The sequence below is a fragment of the Actinomadura sp. NPDC000600 genome, from assembly GCF_040492135.1.
Taxonomy (GTDB): Bacteria; Actinomycetota; Actinomycetes; order Streptosporangiales; family Streptosporangiaceae; genus Spirillospora.
Genome location: NZ_JBEUPD010000033.1, coordinates 56,864 through 77,142 on the forward strand (window position 1 = coordinate 56,864; position 20,279 = coordinate 77,142).

The following is a 20,279-nucleotide window of genomic DNA, read 5'->3' on the forward strand; positions in this document are numbered from 1 at the left end:
TCGTTGTGCACATCTCGTTCGCTCCGCTGCCGGCCCTGTGGCTCCTCGCTTCGCTCACTAGAGGCACTCTAGTCCCGACCAGCGGAACGTTTGCCCAGTTTGGGGTTTGCCCTCTCGACATCCGCCCGGTGTTCGCGCACGCAGGACGCCTGATCACCCCCCGTGCGGCCCTTCCGCGGGGTGCGGTGGGTCACATCCCGCCGGTACGCGGGCCGGATGGGACAATCGCGCTCCATGGAGCTTCGCACGCTGTACCCGCCGATCGAGCCCCACGACTCCGGGCTGCTCGACGTCGGCGATGGAAACCGTATCTACTGGGAGGTCTGCGGGAACCCCGACGGCAAGCCCGCCGTGATGCTGCACGGCGGGCCGGGCGGCGGGTGCAGCCCGGCCCACCGCCGGCAGTTCGACCCCGAGGCGTACCGGATCGTCCTGTTCGACCAGCGCAACTGCGGCCGCAGCCTGCCGCACGCGAAGGACCCGGAGGTGTCGCTGGAGAGCAACACCACCTGGAACCTGGTCGCCGACATGGAGCGGCTCCGCGAGCACCTCGGCATCGAGCGCTGGCTGGTGTTCGGCGGGAGCTGGGGCAGCGCGCTGTCGCTGGCGTACGCGCAGACGCACCCCGACCGGGTGACCGAGCTGGTGCTGCGCGGCATCTTCACCCTGCGGCCGTTCGAGCTGTACTGGTTCTACCAGGAGGGGGCGTCGCTGCTGTTCCCCGACCTGTGGGAGAAGTACGTCGAGCCGATCCCCGAGGACGAGCGCGAGGACCTCATCTCGGCGTTCCGCGAGCGGCTCGAGTCGCCGGACCCCGAGGTGCGGGTCGCGGCCGCGAAGGCGTGGGCGACGTGGGAGGGCTCGACGCTCACCCTGCGGCCCGACCCGGAGATGGCCGGCGGGTTCGGCGAGCCGGAGTACGCGGTGGCGTTCGCCCGCATCGAGAACCACTACTTCACCAACGGGGGGTTCCTCGAGGAGGACCAGCTGATCCGGGACGTGGACAAGATCCGCCACATCCCGGCCGTGATCGTGCAGGGGCGCTACGACGTGTGCACGCCGGTCGCGACGGCGTGGGACCTGCACCGCGCGTGGCCCGAGGCCGACTTCCACATCGTCGACGACGCGGGGCACGCCTACAGTGAGCCGGGGATCCTGCACCGCCTGATCGAGGCGACCGACCGCTTCGCGGGCAAATCATGACTCATCGTGACCATTTGATAACGTAGAGAAATCGGACGATGAAAGGCCGAACCTGAATCGGTCTCACCTTTAGGCTGATTCAGGACGTCCGCAAGGAGGCCGGCGTCCGGCGTTCCCGCCGGGCCTCGGCCGCCCCGGAAGCGGACCGAAACCCGGATTCCCTAACTCATAAGCCATCCAGGTCTTACCCTCTGGATGGAGCACCTGCCCCTTGAAGGTAAGTACACGGGGCCTCGGAGAGTGCCTTGGCCCACTCCCGCCACAGCCCGGCCGCCCGCGGCTCGACCTCCCGCGATGCGAAGTGACGCCCGCCGCACCGGCCCCGTTGACACCGGATCTATGTGACTTACCTCACATAACCGATATAAAAAAGCACTCCTGACGCAGCGGCGAAACGTTAAGGTTGCATTCAGGAAGCATGCACGCAACATCTCCGGCGCATCCGGCAGTACCGCCTGCGTATCACGGGGAAACGCGGATCGCGGCCCGCATCGAGACCGCCGAAATTGCACCCGAATCGCAAAAGCATTTAATCATACCCAGCGATCGGCACGGCTAAACATCTCGCCGATAACAATCATCTGCGATCATCGCGCGAGATTCGCTAAGTTGCCTGGACATGGCAGCGCAACCCCTGGAATCACCGACCCGACGCCCCGAGAAGAACGAGACGAACGCGGAAGTGCTACTCCAGGAGCCGAGCCTCGCCGATGGACCCGCGCTTTGGCGGCTCGCCCGGGACTCTCAGGTCCTGGACGTCAACTCGCCGTACAGCTACGCGCTCTGGTGCCGCGATTTCGCGGACACCTCGATCGTCGCGCGCGACGACGCGGGCCCCTGCGGCTTCATCACCGGCTACGTCCGCCCGTCCCGTCCGGACACGTTCTTCGTGTGGCAGGTCGCGGTCGACCGCGACCACCGCGGCAGGGGCCTCGCCCGCCGCATGCTCGACGGCCTGGCCGACCGGCTCGCCCCCCGCGGGCACCGGTTCATGGAGGCCACGGTCACGCCGGACAACGCCGCCTCCACCGCGATGTTCGAATCCTTCGCCAGGGCCCGCGGGTGCGAACTCGCCCGCAGCCCGCTGTTCGCCGCGGAGCACTTCCCCGAGGGGGGACACGAGCCCGAGGTGCTCTTCAGGATCGGCCCGATCACCGCCGCGAACTGACCCCCCGCCACGCCCCCCACCCGCTCCTCTCCGACCCTGCCTGGAGGCAGACATGGACGTTTTCGACCGCCTGGAATCGGAAGTCCGCGGCTACTGCAGAAGCTGGCCCACGGTGTTCACCACGGCCCAGGGCAGCCACATGACCGACGAGGACGGCAAGACCTACCTCGATTTCTTCGCCGGCGCCGGCACCCTCAACTACGGGCACAACAACCCGCAGCTGAAACGCCGGCTGCTGGATTATCTCGCCGGCGACGCGGTCGTGCACGGACTCGACATGTACACCTCGGCCAAGCGCGAGTTCCTGGAACGCTTCAACGAGTACGTCCTGAAGCCCCGCAGCCTCGACTACAAAGTCCAGTTCCCCGGGCCCGCGGGGAACAACTCCGTCGAGGCCGCGCTGAAACTGGCGCGCAAGTACACCGGCCGCGAGACCGTCGTCAGCTTCACCAACGCCTTTCACGGGATGACGCTCGGCGCGCTCGCCGTGACCGGCAATTCGATGAAGCGCACCGGCGCCGGCGTGCCCCTCGGGCACGGCGTGGCGATGCCCTACGACAACTACCTCGACGGCAGGACGCCCGACTTCCTGCTCTTCGAGACGATGCTGGACGACAGCGGCAGCGGCCTCGACAAGCCCGCCGCCGTCATCGTGGAGACCGTGCAGGGCGAGGGCGGCATCAACGTGGCCACCGCCGAGTGGCTCCGCGGCCTGCAGGACCTCTGCCGCCGGCAGGACATCCTCCTCATCGTCGACGACGTGCAGATGGGGTGCGGCCGCACCGGGCCGTTCTTCAGCTTCGAGGAGGCGGGGATCACCCCGGACATCGTCTGCCTGTCCAAGTCCCTCAGCGGCTACGGCCTGCCCTTCGCGATCACGCTGATGAAGCGCGAGCTCGACGTGTGGGACCCGGGAGAGCACAACGGCACCTTCCGCGGCTTCAACCCCGCGTTCGTCACCGCCGTCGGCGCGCTGGAGGACTACTGGACCGGCGACGACTTCGAGAAGCAGACCCTCGCCAAGGGCCAGCAGGTCCAGGCGGCGCTGAACGAGATCGCGATCGCGCACGCCGGCGCCGTCGACTCCGTCCGCGGCCGCGGCCTGGCGTGGGGCCTGGTGATGAAGGACCCGGAGGCGGCCTCGAAGGTGTGCGGCGAGGCGTTCGCGCGGGGGCTGCTGATGGAGACCTCCGGGCCCGAGGGCGAGGTCGCCAAGCTGCTGCCGCCGCTCACCACCACCGAGTCCGAGCTGGCCACCGGCCTGGAGATCATCGCGGACTCGGTGGAGGCCGTCCGCCAGAAGGTCACCGCCTGAGCCGCCGGGCACCGAACAGAACAAGGGAGTCTCAATGATCGTTCGTTCCCTCGGGGAGATCATCGGCACGGAGCGCGACGTGCAGGCGCCGACCTGGTGCAGCCGCCGCTTCGTGCTGGCCAAAGAGGGCGTCGGGTTCTCGCTGCACGAGACGATCCTGTACGCGGGCACCGAGACGAAGATGTGGTACGCCAACCACATCGAGGCCGTGTACTGCGTCGAGGGCCAGGGCGAGCTGACCAACGACGAGACGGGCGAGAAGCACAAGATCGAGCCGGGCGTGATGTACCTGCTCGACGGCCACGAGCACCACACGCTGCGCGCGCACACGGACGTGCGGACCGTCTGCGTGTTCAACCCGCCCTGCACCGGCCGGGAGGTCCATGACGAGAACGGCGTGTACCCGCTGCTGACCGAGGAGGACGCATGAGCATCATCGAGTCCCATCCGACGATCGACGACGCCTACCCCACCCGGAAGTCCTCCGAGGCCGCGCTGCTGTACCGCCAGGACCCGGTCGTGTACGGCGAGGCCCAGGACGGGCCCGTCGACGCCGCCACGCTCGAGGCCTACGAGGCCAACGGCTTCCTGTCCGTCGACCAGCTGCTCGCGCCGGAGGAGGTCGAGGACTACCGCGCCGAGCTGCGCCGGCTGTCCGCGGACCCGCGCATCCTGGCCGACGAGCGCACGGTCACCGAGCGCGGCTCGGACGAGGTCCGCTCGATCTTCGAGGTGCACAGGATCAGCGAGGTGTTCGCCGAACTCGTCCGCGACCCCCGCGTCGTCGGCCGGGCCCGGCAGATCCTCGGCTCGGAGGTTTACGTCCACCAGAGCCGGGTCAACTACAAGCCAGGTTTCACTGGCAAGGACTTCTACTGGCACTCGGACTTCGAGACCTGGCACGCGGAGGACGGCATGCCCCGGATGCGCGCGGTGAGCATATCCATCGCGCTCACCGAGAATTTCGTGCACAATGGCGGGCTAATGATCATGCCTGGCTCGCACAAGACCTTCGTGGCCTGCGTCGGGGAGACCCCGGACGACCACTACAAGGAGTCCCTGCGCGGACAGGAGATCGGGACGCCCGACCCCAACAGCCTGTCGATCCTGGCCGACAAGCACGGGATCGAGCTGTTCACGGGCTCGGCGGGCTCGGCCACCATGTTCGACTGCAACTGCATGCACGGCTCGAACGGGAACATCACCCCGTTCCCGCGCTCCAACGTGTTCATCGTGTTCAACAGCGTGGAGAACACGTGCGTCGAGCCGTTCTCGGCGCCCGCGCCCCGTCCCGCCTTCATCGGCGCCCGCGACTTCACTCCCGTCGGGGCGGAGAGCGCCCAGGGGGGCGCGGAAGGCCGTTCCGCCGCCGAGGGCGCCGCAGGCGCCTGAGCCTAACAATTCGATAACCCGACCCCGCTCCGCGCCCGCAAGGGGGCCACTTCGGCCTTTTTGCGGGCGCGGAGCACACCTATCAGGAGTTCAACGATGACTTCCTCGAGACGAGACTTCCTCCGCACCGCCGTGCTGCTGTCCGCCGCGGCGCCGCTGGCCGCGGCGGGCTGCTCCACGACGGATCCGGAGACGGAGAAGGCCGGCGGCGGCACGCTGGAGAAGGCCAAGAAGGCCGGTGTGATCACGGTCGGGTTCGCCAACGAGGCCCCCTACGGCTACACCGACAAGTCCGGGAAGCTGACCGGCGAGGCCCCCGAGCTCGCGCGCGCCATCTTCAAGAACCTCGGCATCGACGAGATCAAGGGCGTCCAGGTCGACTTCGGCGGGCTCATCGGCGGGCTCAACGCCAAGCGGTTCGACGCGATCGCCGCCGGCATGTTCATCACGCCGGAGCGGTGCGCCTCGGCGGCGTTCGCCAACCCCGAGTACGTCGCCAAGAGCGCCTTCATGGTGCCGAAGGGCAACCCCAAGGGCCTCAAGGCCGCCGAGGACCCGGGCAAGAAGGGCGCCAAGGTCGGCGTGCTCACCGGCGCGGTCGAGGCCGGGTACGCCGAGAAGACCGGCGTCAAGAAGGGCGACATCAAGACGTTCGCCGACCAGGCGAGCGCATACGAGGGCCTGAAGGCCGGGCGCATCGACTGCATCTGGCTGACCCGCATCTCCCTGGCCGACCTGCTGACCAAGCACCAGGGCGAGGGCTTCGAGGTCACCGACGCGTTCACCCCCGTCATCGACGGCAAGGAGCAGCTCGGCGCCGGCGCGTTCGCGTTCCGCAAGGCCGACACCGACCTGGTGAACGCCTGGAACGGCGAGCTCGCCAAGCTCCAGCAGGGCAACAAGCTGCTGCCGGTCCTGCAGCCGTTCGGCTTCACCCAGGCGGAGATGCCCGGCCCGGGGGACACCGCCGCCAAGTTCTGCCAGGGCTGACCCGTGTCCGAGGTCCTCGACAGCTATCCCCAGTGGCTGGACGGGGCGTGGGTCACCATCCGGCTCACCCTCCTCGGCGGCGCGCTGGCGCTGGTGCTCGCCCTGGTCTTCGGGATGGCGGGCACGTCACGCCACCCCTGGGTGCGGGTGCTCAACCGCGTGTACGTGGAGTTCTTCCGCGGCAACGCGACGCTGGTGCTGCTGTACTGGTTCTTCTACGCCCTGCCCCTGATCGGGCTCCGGTTCACCACGATGTTCGCGGCCGTACTCGCCCTCGGCCTGAACGTGGGCGCCTACGGCGCCGAGGTGGTGCGCGGTTCGATCAACGCCGTCCCGAAGGCCCAGTACGAGGCGACGATCGCGCTGAACTTCACCACGTTCCAGCGCATGCGGCGCGTCCTGCTGCCGCAGGCGTTCGCGCTGATGCTGCCCCCGTTCGGCAACCTGATCATCGAGCTGATGAAGGGCACGGCGATCGTGTCCCTGGTCGGCCTGGTCGACCTGACCCGCGTCTCCAAGAACATCCAGGGCAGCACCGGCCAGACCGTCGCCGCGTTCACGGTCGTGCTCGTCCTGTACTTCGTGATCGCGCAGGTGCTCCAGCTGTTCGTCCGCTACGCCGAGCGGCGCGTGGACCGGATGCTGGGCCGCAGGCTGCCGGCTGAGCCGTCCCTCGGGACGATCGCGGCCGGCGCGCCCGGGGCGGGGGTGAGCGCCTGATGAGCTGGGACTGGCACTACTCCGGCGAGATCCTCCCCGACCTGCTGGACGGGCTGCGCTACACGCTGGTCGCGACGCTGCTGGGCTACGTGATCGCCCTGGTCCTCGGTCTGGTGTGGACGCTGCTGCGCCGCTCGCCGAGCCGGGTCTTCAACCAGACGATCCGGTGGATCACCGAGTTCATCCGGTCGACGCCGCTGATCCCGCAGCTGTACTTCGTGTTCTTCGTGCTGCCCGCGTGGGGCGTCACCATCGGGTCGCTCACCGCGGGCACCATCACGCTCGGGATCCACTACTCGACCTACACGGCCGAGGTGTACCGGGCCGGGATCGCCGACGTCCCCAAGGGGCAGTGGGAGGCGTGCACCGCGCTGAACCTGCCGCGTTCGCGGGTGTGGCTGGACGTGGTCCTGCCGCAGGCGATCCGGCGGGTCATCCCGACGCTCGGCAACTACCTGATCGCGATGTTCAAGGACTCGCCGATGCTGCTGGCGATCAACGTCGCGGAACTGCTGTTCTCGGCCTACCAGGTCGGGTCCAGGACCCTGCAGTTCCTGGAGCCGATCACCATGGTCGGCCTGTTGTTCGTCGTGGTCAGCGTCATATCCTCGATACTCGTCCGCCGCTTGGAGAGGCGTTATGCCACCAACTAACACCGACGAAGCCGACCCCGGGGGCGTGGCGCAGGGCCCCCCTTCGGACGCCGAAGGCGCGTCCCAGAACCCCGCCGCGGGCGGGGCGTCCGCCGACGCGGGCGCCTCCCTCCGGAAGGGCACCGCCTCGAAGGCCGAGCCGGCCGCGGGGCTGCCCCGCGGTGAGGCGCCGGGCATCCGCTTCGAGAAGGTGGTCAAGCGGTTCGGCTCCAACGTCGTGCTCCGCGAACTCGACTTCACCGTGGCGCCCGGCGAGCGGGTGACGCTCATCGGGCCGAGCGGGTCGGGCAAGACCACGATCCTGCGGCTGCTGATGACCCTGGAGACCCTCGACGAGGGCCTGATCTGGATCGGCGACGAGACGCTGTGGCACATGGACCGCGGCGGCAAGCGCGTCCCCGCGAACCAGAAGCACCTGCACGAGATGCGCAAGCAGGTCGGCATGGTGTTCCAGCAGTTCAACCTGTTCCCGAACATGAACGTGCTGCGCAACCTCACCGAGGGGCCGGTGCGCGTGCTCGGGGTGTCCAAGGACGAGGCGGTCGAGCGGGCCCGCGGCCTGCTGGACATGGTCGGCCTGTCGGACAAGGAGAGCGCGCATCCCTCCCAGCTGTCGGGCGGTCAGCAGCAGCGGGTGGCGATCGCGCGGGCGCTGGCCATGCAGCCGAGGGTGCTGCTGCTGGACGAGGTCACCTCGGCGCTCGACCCCGAGCTCGTCGTCGGCGTCCAGGACCTGCTGCGCGACATCGCCCGGCAGAGCGACCTGACCATGCTCTGCGTCACCCACGAGATGGCCTTCGCCAAGGACATCTCCGACCGCGTCCTGATGTTCGACCAGGGCCAGATCGTCGAGGAGGGGCCCCCGGAGCAGATCTTCGGCGAGCCGTCCGAGCAGCGCACCCGCGACTTCCTGCAGGCCGTCCTCGCCTCCTGACCGGACCGGGGCCTCGCGTCCCCGCGCGTCGCCCGCGTCCCCGTCGCCCCGGGGACGCGGGCGACTCTCGTTCTGCGGGTGCCGGGCCTCCCCGGTCTCAGGCGACGCCGGGCCAGGCCGCCGCCATGAGGTCGCCCCAGGCGGGGACCTCGGGGCCGATGCGGTGCTGGCGGGCGATCTCGGCGGGCAGCGTGCCGAAGGGCGCCTTGGCCGGGTCCCTTGCGATCTGTTCGAGGACGGGCAGGGCGAGGCCGCAGTCCCGCTCCAGGCGCGGGAAGGCGGCGTGGACCCGGTCGGCGAAGCCCTCGGGGAGGGCTTCAGCACCCTGACCGGTGATGTCGATGCTGGTCCCGGCGTGGGTGAGGGCGATCTCGGGCCGCATCCGGTTGGCGATGCCGGTGCTGCTGTGCAGCGCGATCGCCTCCCACATGACGCGCGTTCGCGCGTCGTCCAGACCGTGCCCGCTCACGAACTCGGCGGCGGCGTCTGCGCCGTCCACCTCGAAGCGCTGGCGGCCGTCGCCCCGCTCGGTCAGGCCGAGGTCGTGCAGGACGCTCGCCAGGAACAGCACCTCGTCGTCGTAGCCGTCGGCCGGGCGGAGGCGGAGGCCCTCCCCCACCGCGCGGCCGAACAGGTAGGTGCGGACGCTGTGGTTGGCGAGCGCCGCCGTCTCCGTGGCGAACACCAGGTCGTACGCCTCGCGGGTGAGGCCGGTGTCGGGGAGGGAGAACTCGGCGAAGGCATCGGTCATCAGGACTCCTCGGTCGGATGGTCGTCCTCGATCGTCCGCTGACCGATCCGGGGGCGACCAGTGGCCAGATTGCCGATATCCGCTATATTCCGGCCATGCATGTGGTGGCGGTGCTGGCGCTGGACGGGGTGGTCGCGTTCGATCTGGCCGTCCCGGGCCAGGTGTTCGGCGTAACGACCACGTCCGGGGACGTTCCGCTCTACGAGACGCGGGTGTGCACGCCGCCGGGCGGGGTGGAGACGTCCGCCGTGCTCGGCCGGATCCGGGTCGAGGCCCCCTTCGGGCTCGACACGCTGGCCACGGCCGACACGATCGTGGTGCCCGGCCACGACGACGTCCGGTCCGAGCCACCCGCCGCGGTGCTGGACGCGCTGCGCGACGCGGCGTCGCGGGGCGCCCGCATCGCCTCCATCTGCGTCGGCGCGTTCGTCCTCGCCGCGGCCGGGCTGCTGGACGGGCGGCGGGCGACGACGCACTGGCGGTTCGCCGACGAACTGGCCCGGCGGTTCCCCCGCGTCGACCTGGACCCGTCGGTGCTGTACGTGGACGGCGGCCAGGTCCTCACGTCCGCCGGGGTGGCCGCCGGCATCGACCTGTGCCTGCACATGGTCCGCCGCGACCACGGCTCCGCGACGGCCGCGCGGACCGCGCGGCGCATCATCATGCCGCCGCAGCGGGACGGCGGCCAGGCCCAGTTCATCCGCCACGAGGACCCGCCGGACGGCCAGGCCGCCCTCCAGCCGCTCCTGGCCTGGCTGGAGGCGAACCTGCACCGCCCGCTGACGCTGGACGACATCGCGAGGCACGCGTCCGTCAGCGTGCGGACGCTGACGCGGCGGTTCCGCGACCAGACGGGGACGACGCCGCAGCAGTGGCTGTCGCGCGCCCGCGTCCACCGGGCCCAGCAGCTCCTGGAGAGCACGGACCTGCCGGTCGAACGGGTGGCGGCCGAGGCCGGGTTCGGGTCGCCGGTGACGCTGCGGGCCCATTTCTCCCGGCGGGTGGGGGCCTCACCGCTGGCGTACCGGAGCGCGTTCCGGGGCCGCTGATCACCCCGCCGAGCGTCTACCGAACGCGATTCTGTACCGTGGCGGGCACGGACGAGGAGAGCGAGGCGATGGGCACTTCGATCGTGGGGCTCGGGATGACCGAGCTCGGCAGGGTGTACGGGCGCAGCCCCCGGCGGCTGGCCGCCGACGCGGTACGGCTGGCCGCCGCCGACGCGGGCCTGGAGCTCGGCGACCTGGACGGCCTGCTGGTCAGCCACGGCATGGGCGGCTCGCCCGGGATCGAGCTGGCCGACACGCTCGGCCTGCGCGACCTGCGGCTGCTGGCGCTGGTCAACTCCTACGGGGCGACGGCCGGGGCGATGGTGTCGTACGCGGCGATGTCGGTGCTGAACGGATCGGCGACCACGGTCGCGTGCGTGTTCGCCGACGCGCCGCTGAAGCCGAAGCAGTCGGCGGGCTCGGCCTACAACCGGGACGCGCGCGAATGGTACGGGTTCGGGGGGATGACGGCGGCGCTCGGCCTGCGCAGCGTGAACTCCCACTACGCCCTCGCCGCCCAGCGGCACATGGCCCGCTACGGGACGACGAGCGAGCAGCTCGGCGCGATCGCCGTGGCGACCCGCGCCTGGGCGTCCGGAAACCCCCTGGCGCAGATGCGCGAGCCGATCACCATCGAGGACCACCAGGCCTCCCGCTGGGTGTCGGAGCCCCTGCACCTGCTGGACTGCTGCCTGGTCTCCAACGGCGCGATCGCCGTCATCGTGACCAGCGCCGACCGGGCCCGCGACCTGGCCCGCCCGCCCGTGCACCTGTGGGGCTGGGGGCAGGGCCACCCGGGGCACCGCAAGGAGCGCGGCAGCGACTTCGGCCTGACGACGGGCGCCGCGGCGTCCGGCGCGACGGCGATGAAGATGGCCGGGATCACTGCGGCCGACGTCGACGTGTGCGAGCTGTACGACTGCTACACCTACACCGTCCTCGTGACGCTGGAGGACTACGGGTTCTGCGCCAAGGGCGAGGGCGGCGCGTTCGCCGCGTCCGGCGCGCTCGCGCCCGGCGGGTCGCTGCCGACCAACACCGGCGGCGGGCAGCTGTCGGCGTACTACATGTGGGGCATGACGCCGCTGTCGGAGGCCGTGATCCAGGCGCGGGGGGACGGCGGGGAGCGGCAGGCGCCGTCCACCGACGTGATCCTCGTCAGCGGGAACGGCGGGATCCTCGACCACCACTCCACGCTGATCGTCAGCCCGCACGCGAAGGGGGCCTAGCCGGTGGACATCGGCATTCTGCGCCGCGACGGCCGGACCGACCCGTTCTTCGACGGCGCCGCCGCCGACCGGCTGGTCGTGCGGCGCTGCGAGGCGTGCGACCGCTGGTTCGCGCCGGACGCGAGCGGCTGCCCCGGCTGCGGCGAGGAGAACCTCGCCTGGGCCGAGGCGAGCGGCGCGGCGTCCCTGGCGACGTGGACGATCCTGCCCAAGGAGCCGCCCGTCTTCCTCTCGCTCGTCGAGCTGGCAGAGGGGCCGTGGCTGCACACCCGCCTGGACGGCGTGACCCGCGCGGACCTGCGCGAGGGGCTCCCGCTGCGCGCGGTGTTCGAGCATCCGGACGAGGGCGAGTCGTTCGTGCTGTTCCGCCCCGCCGCCGAATGAGTCGCCCACGCCCGGCTAACCGGGGTCGAGGACGCTCCGCGGCGGCGGCCCGGGGAACCGCATCCACACCGCCGTCCGGGGGCCGTCCGTCCGCACGCCCCATGCCAGCGCGAGCCCGTCGATGATCCGCAGGCCCCGCCCGTCCTCGGCCAGCGGATCATCTCGCATGACCGGCCGCTCCCCCGCCGCCCCGTCGTCGACGACCTCCGCGACGATCTCCCCGCCGTCCGCCGAGAACATCACCGTCACCTTCCCGCCCCGTCCGGACGCGGTGTGCTCGACCGCGTTCGTGAAGGCCTCGTTCACACACGTCTGGACGTCATCCAGCGAGGGATGACCCTCCCGCAGCACGTCCCGCGCGAACCACCGCGCATACCTCGCCGACTGCTCCACGCCGGGGAGCGTGAGCGCCGCGATGACCTCGCCGATCGCCATGAGGACCCCTTCTCTCGGGTCCAAGGTTCTTCGCGCTCCGCCAACCGCCTCAACACGTTCCGCACCTTCCGACAGGACTCCCCGCTGAAATTTCAGCGGTCGCCGATTCTCCGGCATCCGACTCCGCAGCGTGACATTCTGATCACATGTCGGAATCGACACTCTCCACCACACGCCGCCGCAAGATCGGACGAGTGCTCCGCCGCCTCAGGGAGGAATCCGGCTACACCCTCAAGACCGCGGGCGGCCACCTGGAGCGCTCCGCGTCGTCCCTGAGCCAGATCGAGAACGGGGTGCAGTGGCTCCGCCTCCGCGACCTCGGCTTCATCCTGGACCGCTACGCCGTCCCGGCCCCCCTGCGCGCGGCCCTGATGACCCTCGCCGAACAGGACCGCCGCCCAGGCTGGTGGGACGCGTACAAGGACTTCGTGTCGCCGGAAGCCCTGGACTACGCCTCGGTGGAGGACAGCGCGGCGAGAATCATGATCACGGAGACCACCTACATTCCCGGACTCCTCCAGACCGAGCGCTACGCCAGCGCGCTCCACCAGAGGCAGATCCCGGAGAACCCGCCGGAGTCGATCGAACGGTGGGTGGCGTTTCGTCTGGCCCGGCAACACATCTTGCAGGCGCCTCGACCACCCCGGTTGGACGTGATCCTGGACGAGGCGGCGCTTCGTCGCATGCGCGGGGGTCGCCACACCATGAGAGCGCAGCTGAGAAGGCTCCTGAATGAGATGGAGAGAGAGCACCTCCACCTGCACGTTCTCCCCCTCGATGTCGACCCGGGCACCGCTTACGGCGGCCAGTTCGAACTCATCGAGGTCGGCACTCCCGCGATCCTCGGCATCGTGCTGACCGACCACCTGACGGGACGATGGATTCTGGAGGACGACCAGCACGTTTCGCAGTACAAGGCCAAGTTCGAGGAGGTGCGCTCTCTCGCCCTCTGCGAGAACGCGAGTCGTGAAGTGATCGAAAGAATAATCTCGGAGCTATGACGGGATCAGACCTGGCACGTGCGCGTTGGCGAAAGAGCAGCCGGAGCAGTTCCCAGACCCAAGAGTGCGTGGAGGCGGCGGCAGCCGCTGGGCTGGTTGCGGTGCGGGACTCCAAGGACCCCGACGGTCCCGTCCTCACCTTCACCCTCGACGCCTGGAGCAGCCTCCTCGACCGTCTCAAGATCCGCGGCGCCTGACGACCCTAGACCGAATGGCGTTCGGTCCATTAGCGTCGGGGGCATGAACACCGAGGTATGCGCACGGTTCGGTATCGAGTTCCCGCTGTTCGCCTTCAGCCACTGCCGCGACGTGGTCGCCGCCGTCACCAACGCCGGCGGGTTCGGCGTCCTCGGCGCCGTCGCGTACACCCCGGACCGGCTCGAGGAGGAGCTGCGCTGGATCGACGAGCACGTGAACGGCCGCCCCTACGGCGTCGACGTGCTCGTCCCCGGCAAGATCGACAAGGCGGCGGAGGGCGGCGCGGGGCTGGACGCCCTGCTGGCCGCCGTCCCCGACGAGCACTGGACGTTCCTCACCGGCCTGTTCGCCAAGTACGACGTCCCGCTGCCCGACTTCGAGAAGGCCAAGCGGTCCAACGCGCGCGGCGGCTCGCAGGTCACCAAGGAGGGCGCGACGGAGCTGATCGACGTGTCGCTCGCCCACCCCATCGGCCTCATCGCCAGCGCCCTCGGTACCCCGCCGCCGCTGATGGTGGAGAAGGCCAAGGCCGCCGGGATCCCCGTCGCCGCGCTGGTCGGGACCTCCGAGCACGCCCGCCGCCAGGTCGCCGCCGGGGTCGACCTCATCGTCGCGCAGGGCGGGGAGGCCGGCGGGCACACCGGCGAGATCTCCACGATGGTGCTCGTCCCCGAGGTGGTCGACACGGTCGCGCCGGTCCCCGTCCTCGCCGCGGGCGGGATCGCCACCGGACGCCAGATGGCCGCCTCGCTCGCGCTCGGCGCGTCCGGCGTGTGGTGCGGCTCGGTGTGGCTCACCACCGAGGAGGCCGAGACGCCCCCGGCGGTGAAGGAGAAGATGCTCGCCGCCACGTCCCGCGACACGATCCGGTCGCGGTCGCGGACCGGCAAGCCCGCCCGCCAGCTGCGCTCCGCCTGGACGGAGGAGTGGGAGGGGCCCGCCAGCCCCGGCCCGCTCGGCATGCCGCTCCAGATGATCGTCGCGGAGGGCGCCATGCGGCAGATCACCAAGGTGGCCGAGTCCGGCAACCCGGGCGCCCGCGCGCTCGCGAACTACTTCGTGGGCCAGTGCGTCGGCCTGATGAACACCGTCAAGCCCGCCCGCCAGGTCGTCTACGACATGGTCGAGGACTTCGCGAACGCCGTGGAGCGCCTGAACCGCGTCACCGGCGAGGAGTAGACCGCTCGCCCCTGGAGGACCAGGCCGGGCCCGCCGGTTCGGCCCGGCAACGGCGGGCCCCCGAAGCCCCGCCCTCGCTGTGATCACCGCAGCGAGGGCAGGGCCCGGGGAACCGCGTCCGCGGTGCCCGGTCAGCGGGCCGCCGTCACCGGTCTCCCAGACGGGGATGAGCACGCGTGCGCGGGGCCGGCCCTTCGCGTCGACGGTGGTCATGGTCGCGTACACGATGTCGCCGATGTAGGCGTCGAACTGGTCCTGGATCTCGGCGAACGGCTTCACCTTCGCGGCCACTGGCGTCTCCCTTCCAGATCAGACGGCGGTCTTGGCGGTTTCGGCGGGCGGGTTCCCGTTCGCGGCCGCATCGTCCAGGGCCGCCTCCGGGGCGGCGCCATCCGGGGCCGGGCGCGTGCGGAGGCCGAACGCGATCACGACCGCGCCCAGCGCCGCCGCCGCGACCGGGACGGCGAGGGCGGTGCGCAGGGCTTCCGGGCCCGTTCCGGCGGCGACGCTGACGGCGGTGACGGCCGACAGCCCGAGCGCCGTCCCGAACTGCATGGCCGTGTAGAGCAGGCCGCCCGCCACGCCGTGCTCGTCCTCCTGGACGCCCTCGGTCGCCGCCATCGTCAGGGGTCCGTAGGCCAGCGAGAACGCGAGGCCGAGCAGGACCAGCGACGGCAGCATGGCGGCGTAGGTCCAGTCCGCCCCGACGGGAAGGAACAGCGCGTACGCGACCGCCGCGAGCAGCATCCCGCCGAACAGCACGCGGGTGTTGCCGAAGCGCTCCACCAGGCGGGGCGTCAGCGTGGGCGCGAGCACCGTGTCGATGCCGATCACCAGCATGGCCAGGCCGGTCTGCATCGTGCTCCAGCCGCGCACCTCCTGGAAGTACAGGGTGGCCAGGAACTGGAAGCCCGCGAACGCGCTCAGGAACAGCAGTGCGGCCGCGTTCACGCGGACCAGCGGGGCCGTCCGCAGGATGCCGAGCCGCACCAGCGGCGACCTCGACCGCCGCTCGATCGCGGCGAACAGCCCGAGCAGCGCCAGGCCCGCGGCGAACACGCCGGCGGTCAGACCGGGACCCGCGCCGAGGTTCTCCAGCCGGACCACCCCGTACGCCAGCAGCAGCATCGCCCCCGTGACGGCCAGCGCCCCCGCGACGTCGAAACCGCCCCCGCGCCGCACCGCGCCCGTGCCGGGGAGCAGGGCCAGCGCCGCCACCAGGATCACCGCCGCCATGATGACCGGCGCGAAGAACACCCACCGCCATCCGAAGGACGCGAGCACGCCGCCGGCCACCAGGCCCAGCGAGAACCCGCCCGCGGCCGTCCCCGCGTACACGCCCAGTGCCCGGGTGCGCGCCCGCCCCTCGGGGAAGGCGGAGGTGACCAGCGCCAGCCCGGCGGGCGCCATGAACGCCGCCGCGACGCCGGTGAGGAAGCGCGCGAGCAGCAGCATCCACCCCCCGGTGGCGAATCCGCCGACGCCGGAGAAGACCAGGAAGACCGACAGCCACAGCACGAACATCCGCCGGTGCCCCAGCAGGTCGGCGGCCCGGCCGCCCAGCAGCATGAAGCCGCCGTAGCCGAGCACGTACGCGCTCACCACGCCGCCGAGCATCCCTGTGGACAGGCCCAGGTCGGCGCGGATCGACGGCAGCGCGACGTTCAGCATCGCGACGTCGATCCCCTCCAAGAAGATCGCGCCGCACAGCACCATCAGGACGGCCCACGCTCGCCCGTTCATTCGCTCGCTCGAATCCGACATCGTCGCCCGGCTCTCCTTCGACGGGAACCGGGCGGGGCGGTTCCCCTGATGACTGCCGGTTCCCACTTGTAACCGGCAACATCGTCCGGCACCGCCCGTGAGCGTGGAAGACGGGACTTCCGAGTCCCTCGGTTACCGCGCGGATACCGGCATCGGTGACGTTCCCAGTGAGACGATGGGGCGGTGCCCATTCCGCAGCCCATCGCCGCCGATCCGCCTGGCGTGGTCCCCAGGCCGTGGCTCACGCAATCGTGGCTCGACCTGGCGTTCATCCACTGGGCCGTGGAGCCGCGGCGGGTGGCGCCGCTGCTGCCGAAGGGCCTCGTCCCGGACACACTGCACGGCACCACCTATGTCGGGCTTATCGCGTTCTGGATGCACCGGGTGGGGTGGTTCCGACTGCCCGGGGTCCCGTACCTGGGAACGTTCCCGGAGACGAACGTGCGGTTGTACTCGGTGGACGCGCAGGGGCGGCGCGGTGTGGTCTTCCGGTCGCTGGACGCCTCGCGGCTGCTGCCCGTGGCGATCGCACGGGCGGGGCTCGGACTGCCGTACCAGTGGTCGCGCATGGCCATCCGGGCGCGGGGCGACGTGATCAGTTACGCCAGTTCGCGGCGCTGGCCGGGCCCGCGCGGCGCCTACAGCCGGATCGCCGTGCGGATCGGCGAACGGGTGGAGGAGCCTTCGGAACTGGAGCACTTCCTGACCGCCCGCTGGGGTATGCACAACGCCCAGCTCGGACGTGTCGCCTTCCTGCCGAACGTCCATCCGCGGTGGCCGCTGCACCGGGCGTCGCTCCTGCGCTGCGAGGAGAACCTCGTGGCGGCGGGGGGTCTGCCGGGGCCGCTCGGGGAGCCGGCGAGCGTGCTGTACTCGCCGGGCGTGGCGGTGCGCTTCGGCCGTCCGGAACCTCTCGCCGAGGCTCCCTGAGCCGCCGCTTCGCGGGACGGCCCGCCCGGCCGGGGGCCGGGCGTTCCCGCTAGAGCACTAGGGGGCTGCGGCGTTCGAGGAGGACGACGTCGCGCCAGTGGCCGTTGAGGCGGCCCAGGCGTTCGCGGACGCCCACGGTGCGGAACCCGGCCTTGGCGTGCAGCCGGAGGCTTGAGGTGTTCTCGGGGAAGATGCCCGACTGGATCGTCCAGATGCCGTCGGCCTCGGTGGAGGCGATGAACGCGGCCAGCAGGGCGGACCCGACGCCCCGCCCCCGGGCGCGCGGGCAGACGTAGACGCTGTGCTCGACCACCCCGCTGTAGCAGCAGCGGTCGGACACCGGAACGGCGGCGATCCAGCCGAGCACCTCGCCCGGCGGGGCCGCGTCCGCGGCCACGTACCGGTGGCGCTCCAGTTTGGCGGCGTCGAACTCCTCCCAGGTCGGAGCCGTGGTCTCGAAGCTGGCCTGGCCGGTGTCGAGGCCGTCCTGGTAGATCGCCAGCACCCGTGCGGCGTCGTCCGGGCGCATGGGCCTGACGGCGATGCCGGGGTCCGCCGCCCGCCCGGTCATGGCCGTCCCCCCGGGGCCCCGGCGGGCAGGGCGGGGACGGGCCTGCCCATGACGACGTCGGCGGCGGACGGGAAGCAGCGCACGCAGGCCTCGTTGACGCGGTAGTAGGAAGCGGTGCCCCGCCGCTCGGCCAGGACGAACCGCACCCCGGCCAGCACCTTCAGGTGGGCCGAGACGGTCGACTGGCCGACCTCGACCGCGTCCACGATCTCGCCGACGGCCATCGGGCGGCCCTGGCGCGCCAGCAGCGAGACGATCTGGATCCGGGTGGGATCGGCCAGCGCCCTGAACCAGGAGGCGTACTCGGCGGCGGTGGACCGGTCCAGCGGCCCCTTCTCGACATCCATCGTCCATCGACGATAGACGATGGAGCGCGAAAGATCCAGATCATGCCGCCCGGGGCGGCGCCCGCCGCCGCGATGTCGTACCCGTCGGCCACACTCCTGCCATGAGCCTGCCAGAGGATCTGGACGCGCTGGCGCGGACCGTCATCGACGAGAACCGCTACATGACCCTGGGAACCAGCGAAGCCGACCACCGGCCACGCCTGTCGCCGGTGTACTTCACGCACGCCGGCTACCGGACGTTCTACTGGGTCTCCTCTCCGGAGGCGCGGCACTCGGCCAACATCGCCGCACGTCCGGAGGTCGCCATCGTCATCTACGACTCGTCGATGGAGATCGGGCAGGGCAGCGCCGTCTACATCGACGCCGCGGCCTCCCTCGTGCCGGACGAGGAACTGCCGGAGCGCTGCGCCGAGGCGTTCCCCAGGGTCGATCCGGGTGCCGTGGCCTTCCGGCCGGACGAGCTCAGCGGCGACGCCCCGCTGCGCCTCTACCGCGCGGACGCGACCGGATACGAGGTGCACCTGCCGGGCCGGGACCCGCGCAACGCCTCGGGCATCGACACCCGGCGCCGCGTGGACCCGGTCCCGCCTGCCTGACCGGGCGTCAGGCGGGGCCGGCGGCCTTCGACGCGGTGACGGCCATGGTGGCGTAGGGCATGGTGAAGCTCCCGCCCATGGCGTCGATCGCCTCGCCGACGCCTTCCAGCACCGCCGCCCGCTCGGCGTCCGGGAGCCTCGTGAGCGTGCCGTGGGTGGGCATCTGGTCCAGCCACTCGTCGCGGGTGTAGGCCTGCTCCCAGTCGAACCGCCACTGCTCCGGCTCGCCGAAGCCGCCGGCGGCCGTGATCCCGTCGGCGGCCTTGGTGAACATCGCCTGGTAGATCTCCATGGCCGGCTTGTCCGACTGGAGCTGGAACGGGGAGTCGGGCACGACCCGCCGGTAGACGGCGGCGAAGGCGTCCGCCACGCTCGGCGGGAGCTGGAACACGTGCCAGAACGCCGCCAGCCGGCCGCCCGGCCGCAGCACTCGCGCCGCCTTGGCCGCGCCGGCGACCGGGTCCACCCAGTGCCAGGCCGTCCCGGCGATCACGGCGTCGAAGTCCCGGCCCGCCGGGTCCCACGCCTCGAACGTCGCGACCTCGACCTCCAGCCCGCCGCGCCGGGCGAAGGCGGCCATCCGCGCGTCGGGCTCGACGCCGAGCACCGTGCAGCCGGCCGCCTGGAACTGCCGGGCCTCGATGCCGGTGCCGCAGCCGACGTCGAGGACGTCGGGGCCGGGACAGGCCGCGACGATCCGCTCCACGAGGGCGTCGGGATAGCGGGGACGGGCGCGGTCGTAGCGCTCGGGGTCCGTGCCGAAGGACTCCGCCACCTCGCGGGCGCGATGCGGCTCGGGGGAAGGGGCGGTCGGTATAGTGGTCATGCGCCCATTCTTAGTGGGCGCATGCCCACTCGTCAAGGAGAGTCCGCCGTGCCGACAGGGATCGCCATGCGCGACGTGCGCAGGCAGCTGTTCGACGCCGCCGAGCGCGTCCTGCTCCGGGAGGGGGCGAGCGCGCTGACCAGCCGGGCCGTCACCGCCGAGGCGGGCTGCGCCAAGGGCGTCCTGCACCGGCACTTCGACGACTTCGACGCCTTCCTCGCCGAGTTCGTGCTTGACCGCGTCCACAGGATGGACGCCGAGGCCGCCGCCCTGCGCGACGCGGCGGGCACCGGCACCGTCGTCGGCAACCTCACCGCCGCACTGACGGCGGTGTTCGGGTCCGTCGCCGTCGCGATCGTGCCCCTGATCACCTTCCGGGACGGGCTGCGCGCCCGGCTGCGGGAGACCTGGCCGGCGGGCGTCCCGGTGCTGACGGAGGCCGTCGACCTGGTCGCCTCCTACCTCGCCGCCGAACGCGATCTCGGCCGCCTCGCGGCGGACGCGGAGGTCGACCTGCTGGCCCCCACCCTCATCGGCACGACCCACCTGCTGTTCGCCGACCGGGCCGCCGCACCGCCGGACGAGGAGGCCGTGCGCAGGATGGTGGCCGGCGTCGTCGCGCCCGCCTTGCCCTGACCGTCGCC

The 20,279-nt window shown here is 71.2% G+C and carries 24 protein-coding genes; 18 read left to right on the forward strand and 6 right to left on the reverse strand.

The window, feature by feature from the left end; all coding sequences use genetic code 11:
* Nucleotides 1-234: 234 nt before the first annotated feature.
* The 9 genes from pip to ehuA all read left to right on the forward strand — a co-directional run bounded on the left by pip (nt 235) and on the right by ehuA (nt 8,375).
* Complete coding sequence (gene pip, locus ABWI07_RS34435) at nt 235-1,203, forward strand: prolyl aminopeptidase (protein WP_149257193.1); 969 nt, start codon at nt 235-237, stop codon at nt 1,201-1,203.
* A 619-nt stretch (nt 1,204-1,822) separates the two neighbouring features.
* Nucleotides 1,823-2,371 carry a diaminobutyrate acetyltransferase gene (gene ectA / locus ABWI07_RS34440; protein WP_149257194.1) on the forward strand — a complete coding sequence of 183 codons (549 nt, stop codon included), beginning with the start codon at nt 1,823-1,825 and terminating at the stop codon, nt 2,369-2,371.
* Nucleotides 2,372-2,423: 52 nt separating this feature from the next.
* Nucleotides 2,424-3,686 carry a diaminobutyrate--2-oxoglutarate transaminase gene (gene ectB / locus ABWI07_RS34445; RefSeq protein WP_149257195.1) on the forward strand — a complete coding sequence of 421 codons (1,263 nt, stop codon included), beginning with the start codon at nt 2,424-2,426 and terminating at the stop codon, nt 3,684-3,686.
* A gap of 34 nt (nt 3,687-3,720) precedes the next feature.
* A complete protein-coding gene (locus ABWI07_RS34450) occupies nt 3,721-4,116 on the forward strand; it encodes an ectoine synthase (RefSeq protein ID WP_089312209.1) in 396 nt (131 codons plus the stop codon).
* The gene (gene thpD, locus ABWI07_RS34455; protein WP_353821125.1) at nt 4,113-5,078 is read left to right on the forward strand and encodes an ectoine hydroxylase; all 966 of its coding nucleotides are present in this window, start codon (nt 4,113-4,115) and stop codon (nt 5,076-5,078) included. The genes ABWI07_RS34450 and thpD overlap by 4 nt, the downstream gene beginning before the upstream one ends.
* A 96-nt stretch (nt 5,079-5,174) precedes the next feature.
* On the forward strand, nt 5,175-6,068 hold the full coding sequence (gene ehuB / locus ABWI07_RS34460; RefSeq protein ID WP_353821126.1) for an ectoine/hydroxyectoine ABC transporter substrate-binding protein EhuB: 894 nt from the start codon (nt 5,175-5,177) through the stop codon (nt 6,066-6,068).
* Between the two features lie 3 nt (nt 6,069-6,071).
* A complete protein-coding gene (ehuC, locus tag ABWI07_RS34465; RefSeq protein WP_353821127.1) occupies nt 6,072-6,788 on the forward strand; it encodes an ectoine/hydroxyectoine ABC transporter permease subunit EhuC in 717 nt (238 codons plus the stop codon).
* Complete coding sequence (gene ehuD, locus ABWI07_RS34470; protein WP_200841655.1) at nt 6,788-7,441, forward strand: ectoine/hydroxyectoine ABC transporter permease subunit EhuD; 654 nt, start codon at nt 6,788-6,790, stop codon at nt 7,439-7,441. Before ehuC ends, ehuD begins: the two co-directional genes overlap by 1 nt.
* Complete coding sequence (gene ehuA, locus ABWI07_RS34475; RefSeq protein ID WP_235036524.1) at nt 7,428-8,375, forward strand: ectoine/hydroxyectoine ABC transporter ATP-binding protein EhuA; 948 nt, start codon at nt 7,428-7,430, stop codon at nt 8,373-8,375. Before ehuD ends, ehuA begins: the two co-directional genes overlap by 14 nt.
* Before the next feature lie 97 nt (nt 8,376-8,472).
* Here ehuA and ABWI07_RS34480 read toward each other — a convergent pair whose 3' ends face one another.
* Entirely contained in the window at nt 8,473-9,126 is a 654-nt protein-coding gene (locus ABWI07_RS34480; RefSeq protein WP_353821128.1) for an HD domain-containing protein, read from the reverse strand.
* 95 nt (nt 9,127-9,221) lie between these two features.
* Between ABWI07_RS34480 and ABWI07_RS34485 the strand changes: the two genes are divergently transcribed.
* From ABWI07_RS34485 to ABWI07_RS34495, 3 genes are all read left to right on the forward strand, one after another.
* Nucleotides 9,222-10,175 carry a GlxA family transcriptional regulator gene (locus ABWI07_RS34485; protein ID WP_353821129.1) on the forward strand — a complete coding sequence of 318 codons (954 nt, stop codon included), beginning with the start codon at nt 9,222-9,224 and terminating at the stop codon, nt 10,173-10,175.
* 68 nt (nt 10,176-10,243) lie between these two features.
* Entirely contained in the window at nt 10,244-11,404 is a 1,161-nt protein-coding gene (locus ABWI07_RS34490) for a thiolase family protein (RefSeq protein WP_353821130.1), read from the forward strand.
* Nucleotides 11,405-11,407: 3 nt separating this feature from the next.
* Nucleotides 11,408-11,788 carry a Zn-ribbon domain-containing OB-fold protein gene (locus ABWI07_RS34495; RefSeq protein WP_353821131.1) on the forward strand — a complete coding sequence of 127 codons (381 nt, stop codon included), beginning with the start codon at nt 11,408-11,410 and terminating at the stop codon, nt 11,786-11,788.
* Nucleotides 11,789-11,803: 15 nt separating this feature from the next.
* On the opposite strand, the gene ABWI07_RS34500 is transcribed toward ABWI07_RS34495, so the two are convergent.
* Nucleotides 11,804-12,223 carry an ATP-binding protein gene (locus ABWI07_RS34500; RefSeq protein ID WP_353821132.1) on the reverse strand — a complete coding sequence of 140 codons (420 nt, stop codon included), beginning with the start codon at nt 12,221-12,223 and terminating at the stop codon, nt 11,804-11,806.
* Between the two features lie 194 nt (nt 12,224-12,417).
* Here ABWI07_RS34500 and ABWI07_RS34505 point away from each other — a divergent pair, with 194 nt between their 5' ends.
* From ABWI07_RS34505 to ABWI07_RS34515, 3 genes are read left to right on the forward strand one after another with little or no spacing between them, the layout of a single operon-like run.
* Entirely contained in the window at nt 12,418-13,224 is an 807-nt protein-coding gene (locus ABWI07_RS34505) for a helix-turn-helix domain-containing protein (protein WP_353821133.1), read from the forward strand.
* Nucleotides 13,221-13,421 carry a DUF397 domain-containing protein gene (locus ABWI07_RS34510; RefSeq protein WP_353821134.1) on the forward strand — a complete coding sequence of 67 codons (201 nt, stop codon included), beginning with the start codon at nt 13,221-13,223 and terminating at the stop codon, nt 13,419-13,421. The genes ABWI07_RS34505 and ABWI07_RS34510 overlap by 4 nt, the downstream gene beginning before the upstream one ends.
* 43 nt (nt 13,422-13,464) lie before the next feature.
* Complete coding sequence (locus ABWI07_RS34515) at nt 13,465-14,601, forward strand: NAD(P)H-dependent flavin oxidoreductase (RefSeq protein ID WP_353821135.1); 1,137 nt, start codon at nt 13,465-13,467, stop codon at nt 14,599-14,601.
* Between the two features lie 309 nt (nt 14,602-14,910).
* Here the strand turns inward: ABWI07_RS34515 and ABWI07_RS34520 are convergent, their stop codons facing one another.
* Nucleotides 14,911-16,344 carry an MFS transporter gene (locus tag ABWI07_RS34520; protein ID WP_353821136.1) on the reverse strand — a complete coding sequence of 478 codons (1,434 nt, stop codon included), beginning with the start codon at nt 16,342-16,344 and terminating at the stop codon, nt 14,911-14,913.
* A 204-nt stretch (nt 16,345-16,548) separates the two neighbouring features.
* Between ABWI07_RS34520 and ABWI07_RS34525 the strand changes: the two genes are divergently transcribed.
* Complete coding sequence (locus ABWI07_RS34525; RefSeq protein WP_353821137.1) at nt 16,549-17,295, forward strand: YqjF family protein; 747 nt, start codon at nt 16,549-16,551, stop codon at nt 17,293-17,295.
* 49 nt (nt 17,296-17,344) lie between these two features.
* On the opposite strand, the gene ABWI07_RS34530 is transcribed toward ABWI07_RS34525, so the two are convergent.
* Nucleotides 17,345-17,866, reverse strand: coding sequence for a GNAT family N-acetyltransferase (locus ABWI07_RS34530; RefSeq protein WP_353821138.1), 522 nt, complete (start codon nt 17,864-17,866; stop codon nt 17,345-17,347).
* Nucleotides 17,863-18,213, reverse strand: a complete 351-nt coding sequence (locus ABWI07_RS34535) for an ArsR/SmtB family transcription factor (RefSeq protein WP_149257210.1) — start codon at nt 18,211-18,213, stop codon at nt 17,863-17,865. The genes ABWI07_RS34530 and ABWI07_RS34535 overlap by 4 nt, the downstream gene beginning before the upstream one ends.
* A gap of 101 nt (nt 18,214-18,314) precedes the next feature.
* On the opposite strand from ABWI07_RS34535, the gene ABWI07_RS34540 reads away from it, so the two are divergent.
* Nucleotides 18,315-18,809, forward strand: coding sequence for a pyridoxamine 5'-phosphate oxidase family protein (locus ABWI07_RS34540; protein ID WP_353821139.1), 495 nt, complete (start codon nt 18,315-18,317; stop codon nt 18,807-18,809).
* 7 nt (nt 18,810-18,816) lie between these two features.
* Here the strand turns inward: ABWI07_RS34540 and ABWI07_RS34545 are convergent, their stop codons facing one another.
* Nucleotides 18,817-19,635 (reverse strand): class I SAM-dependent methyltransferase, encoded by an 819-nt coding sequence (locus ABWI07_RS34545; RefSeq protein WP_353821140.1) that lies wholly within the window; start codon nt 19,633-19,635, stop codon nt 18,817-18,819.
* A 48-nt stretch (nt 19,636-19,683) separates the two neighbouring features.
* On the opposite strand from ABWI07_RS34545, the gene ABWI07_RS34550 reads away from it, so the two are divergent.
* Entirely contained in the window at nt 19,684-20,271 is a 588-nt protein-coding gene (locus ABWI07_RS34550) for a TetR/AcrR family transcriptional regulator (RefSeq protein ID WP_353821141.1), read from the forward strand.
* Nucleotides 20,272-20,279 lie beyond the last annotated feature (8 nt).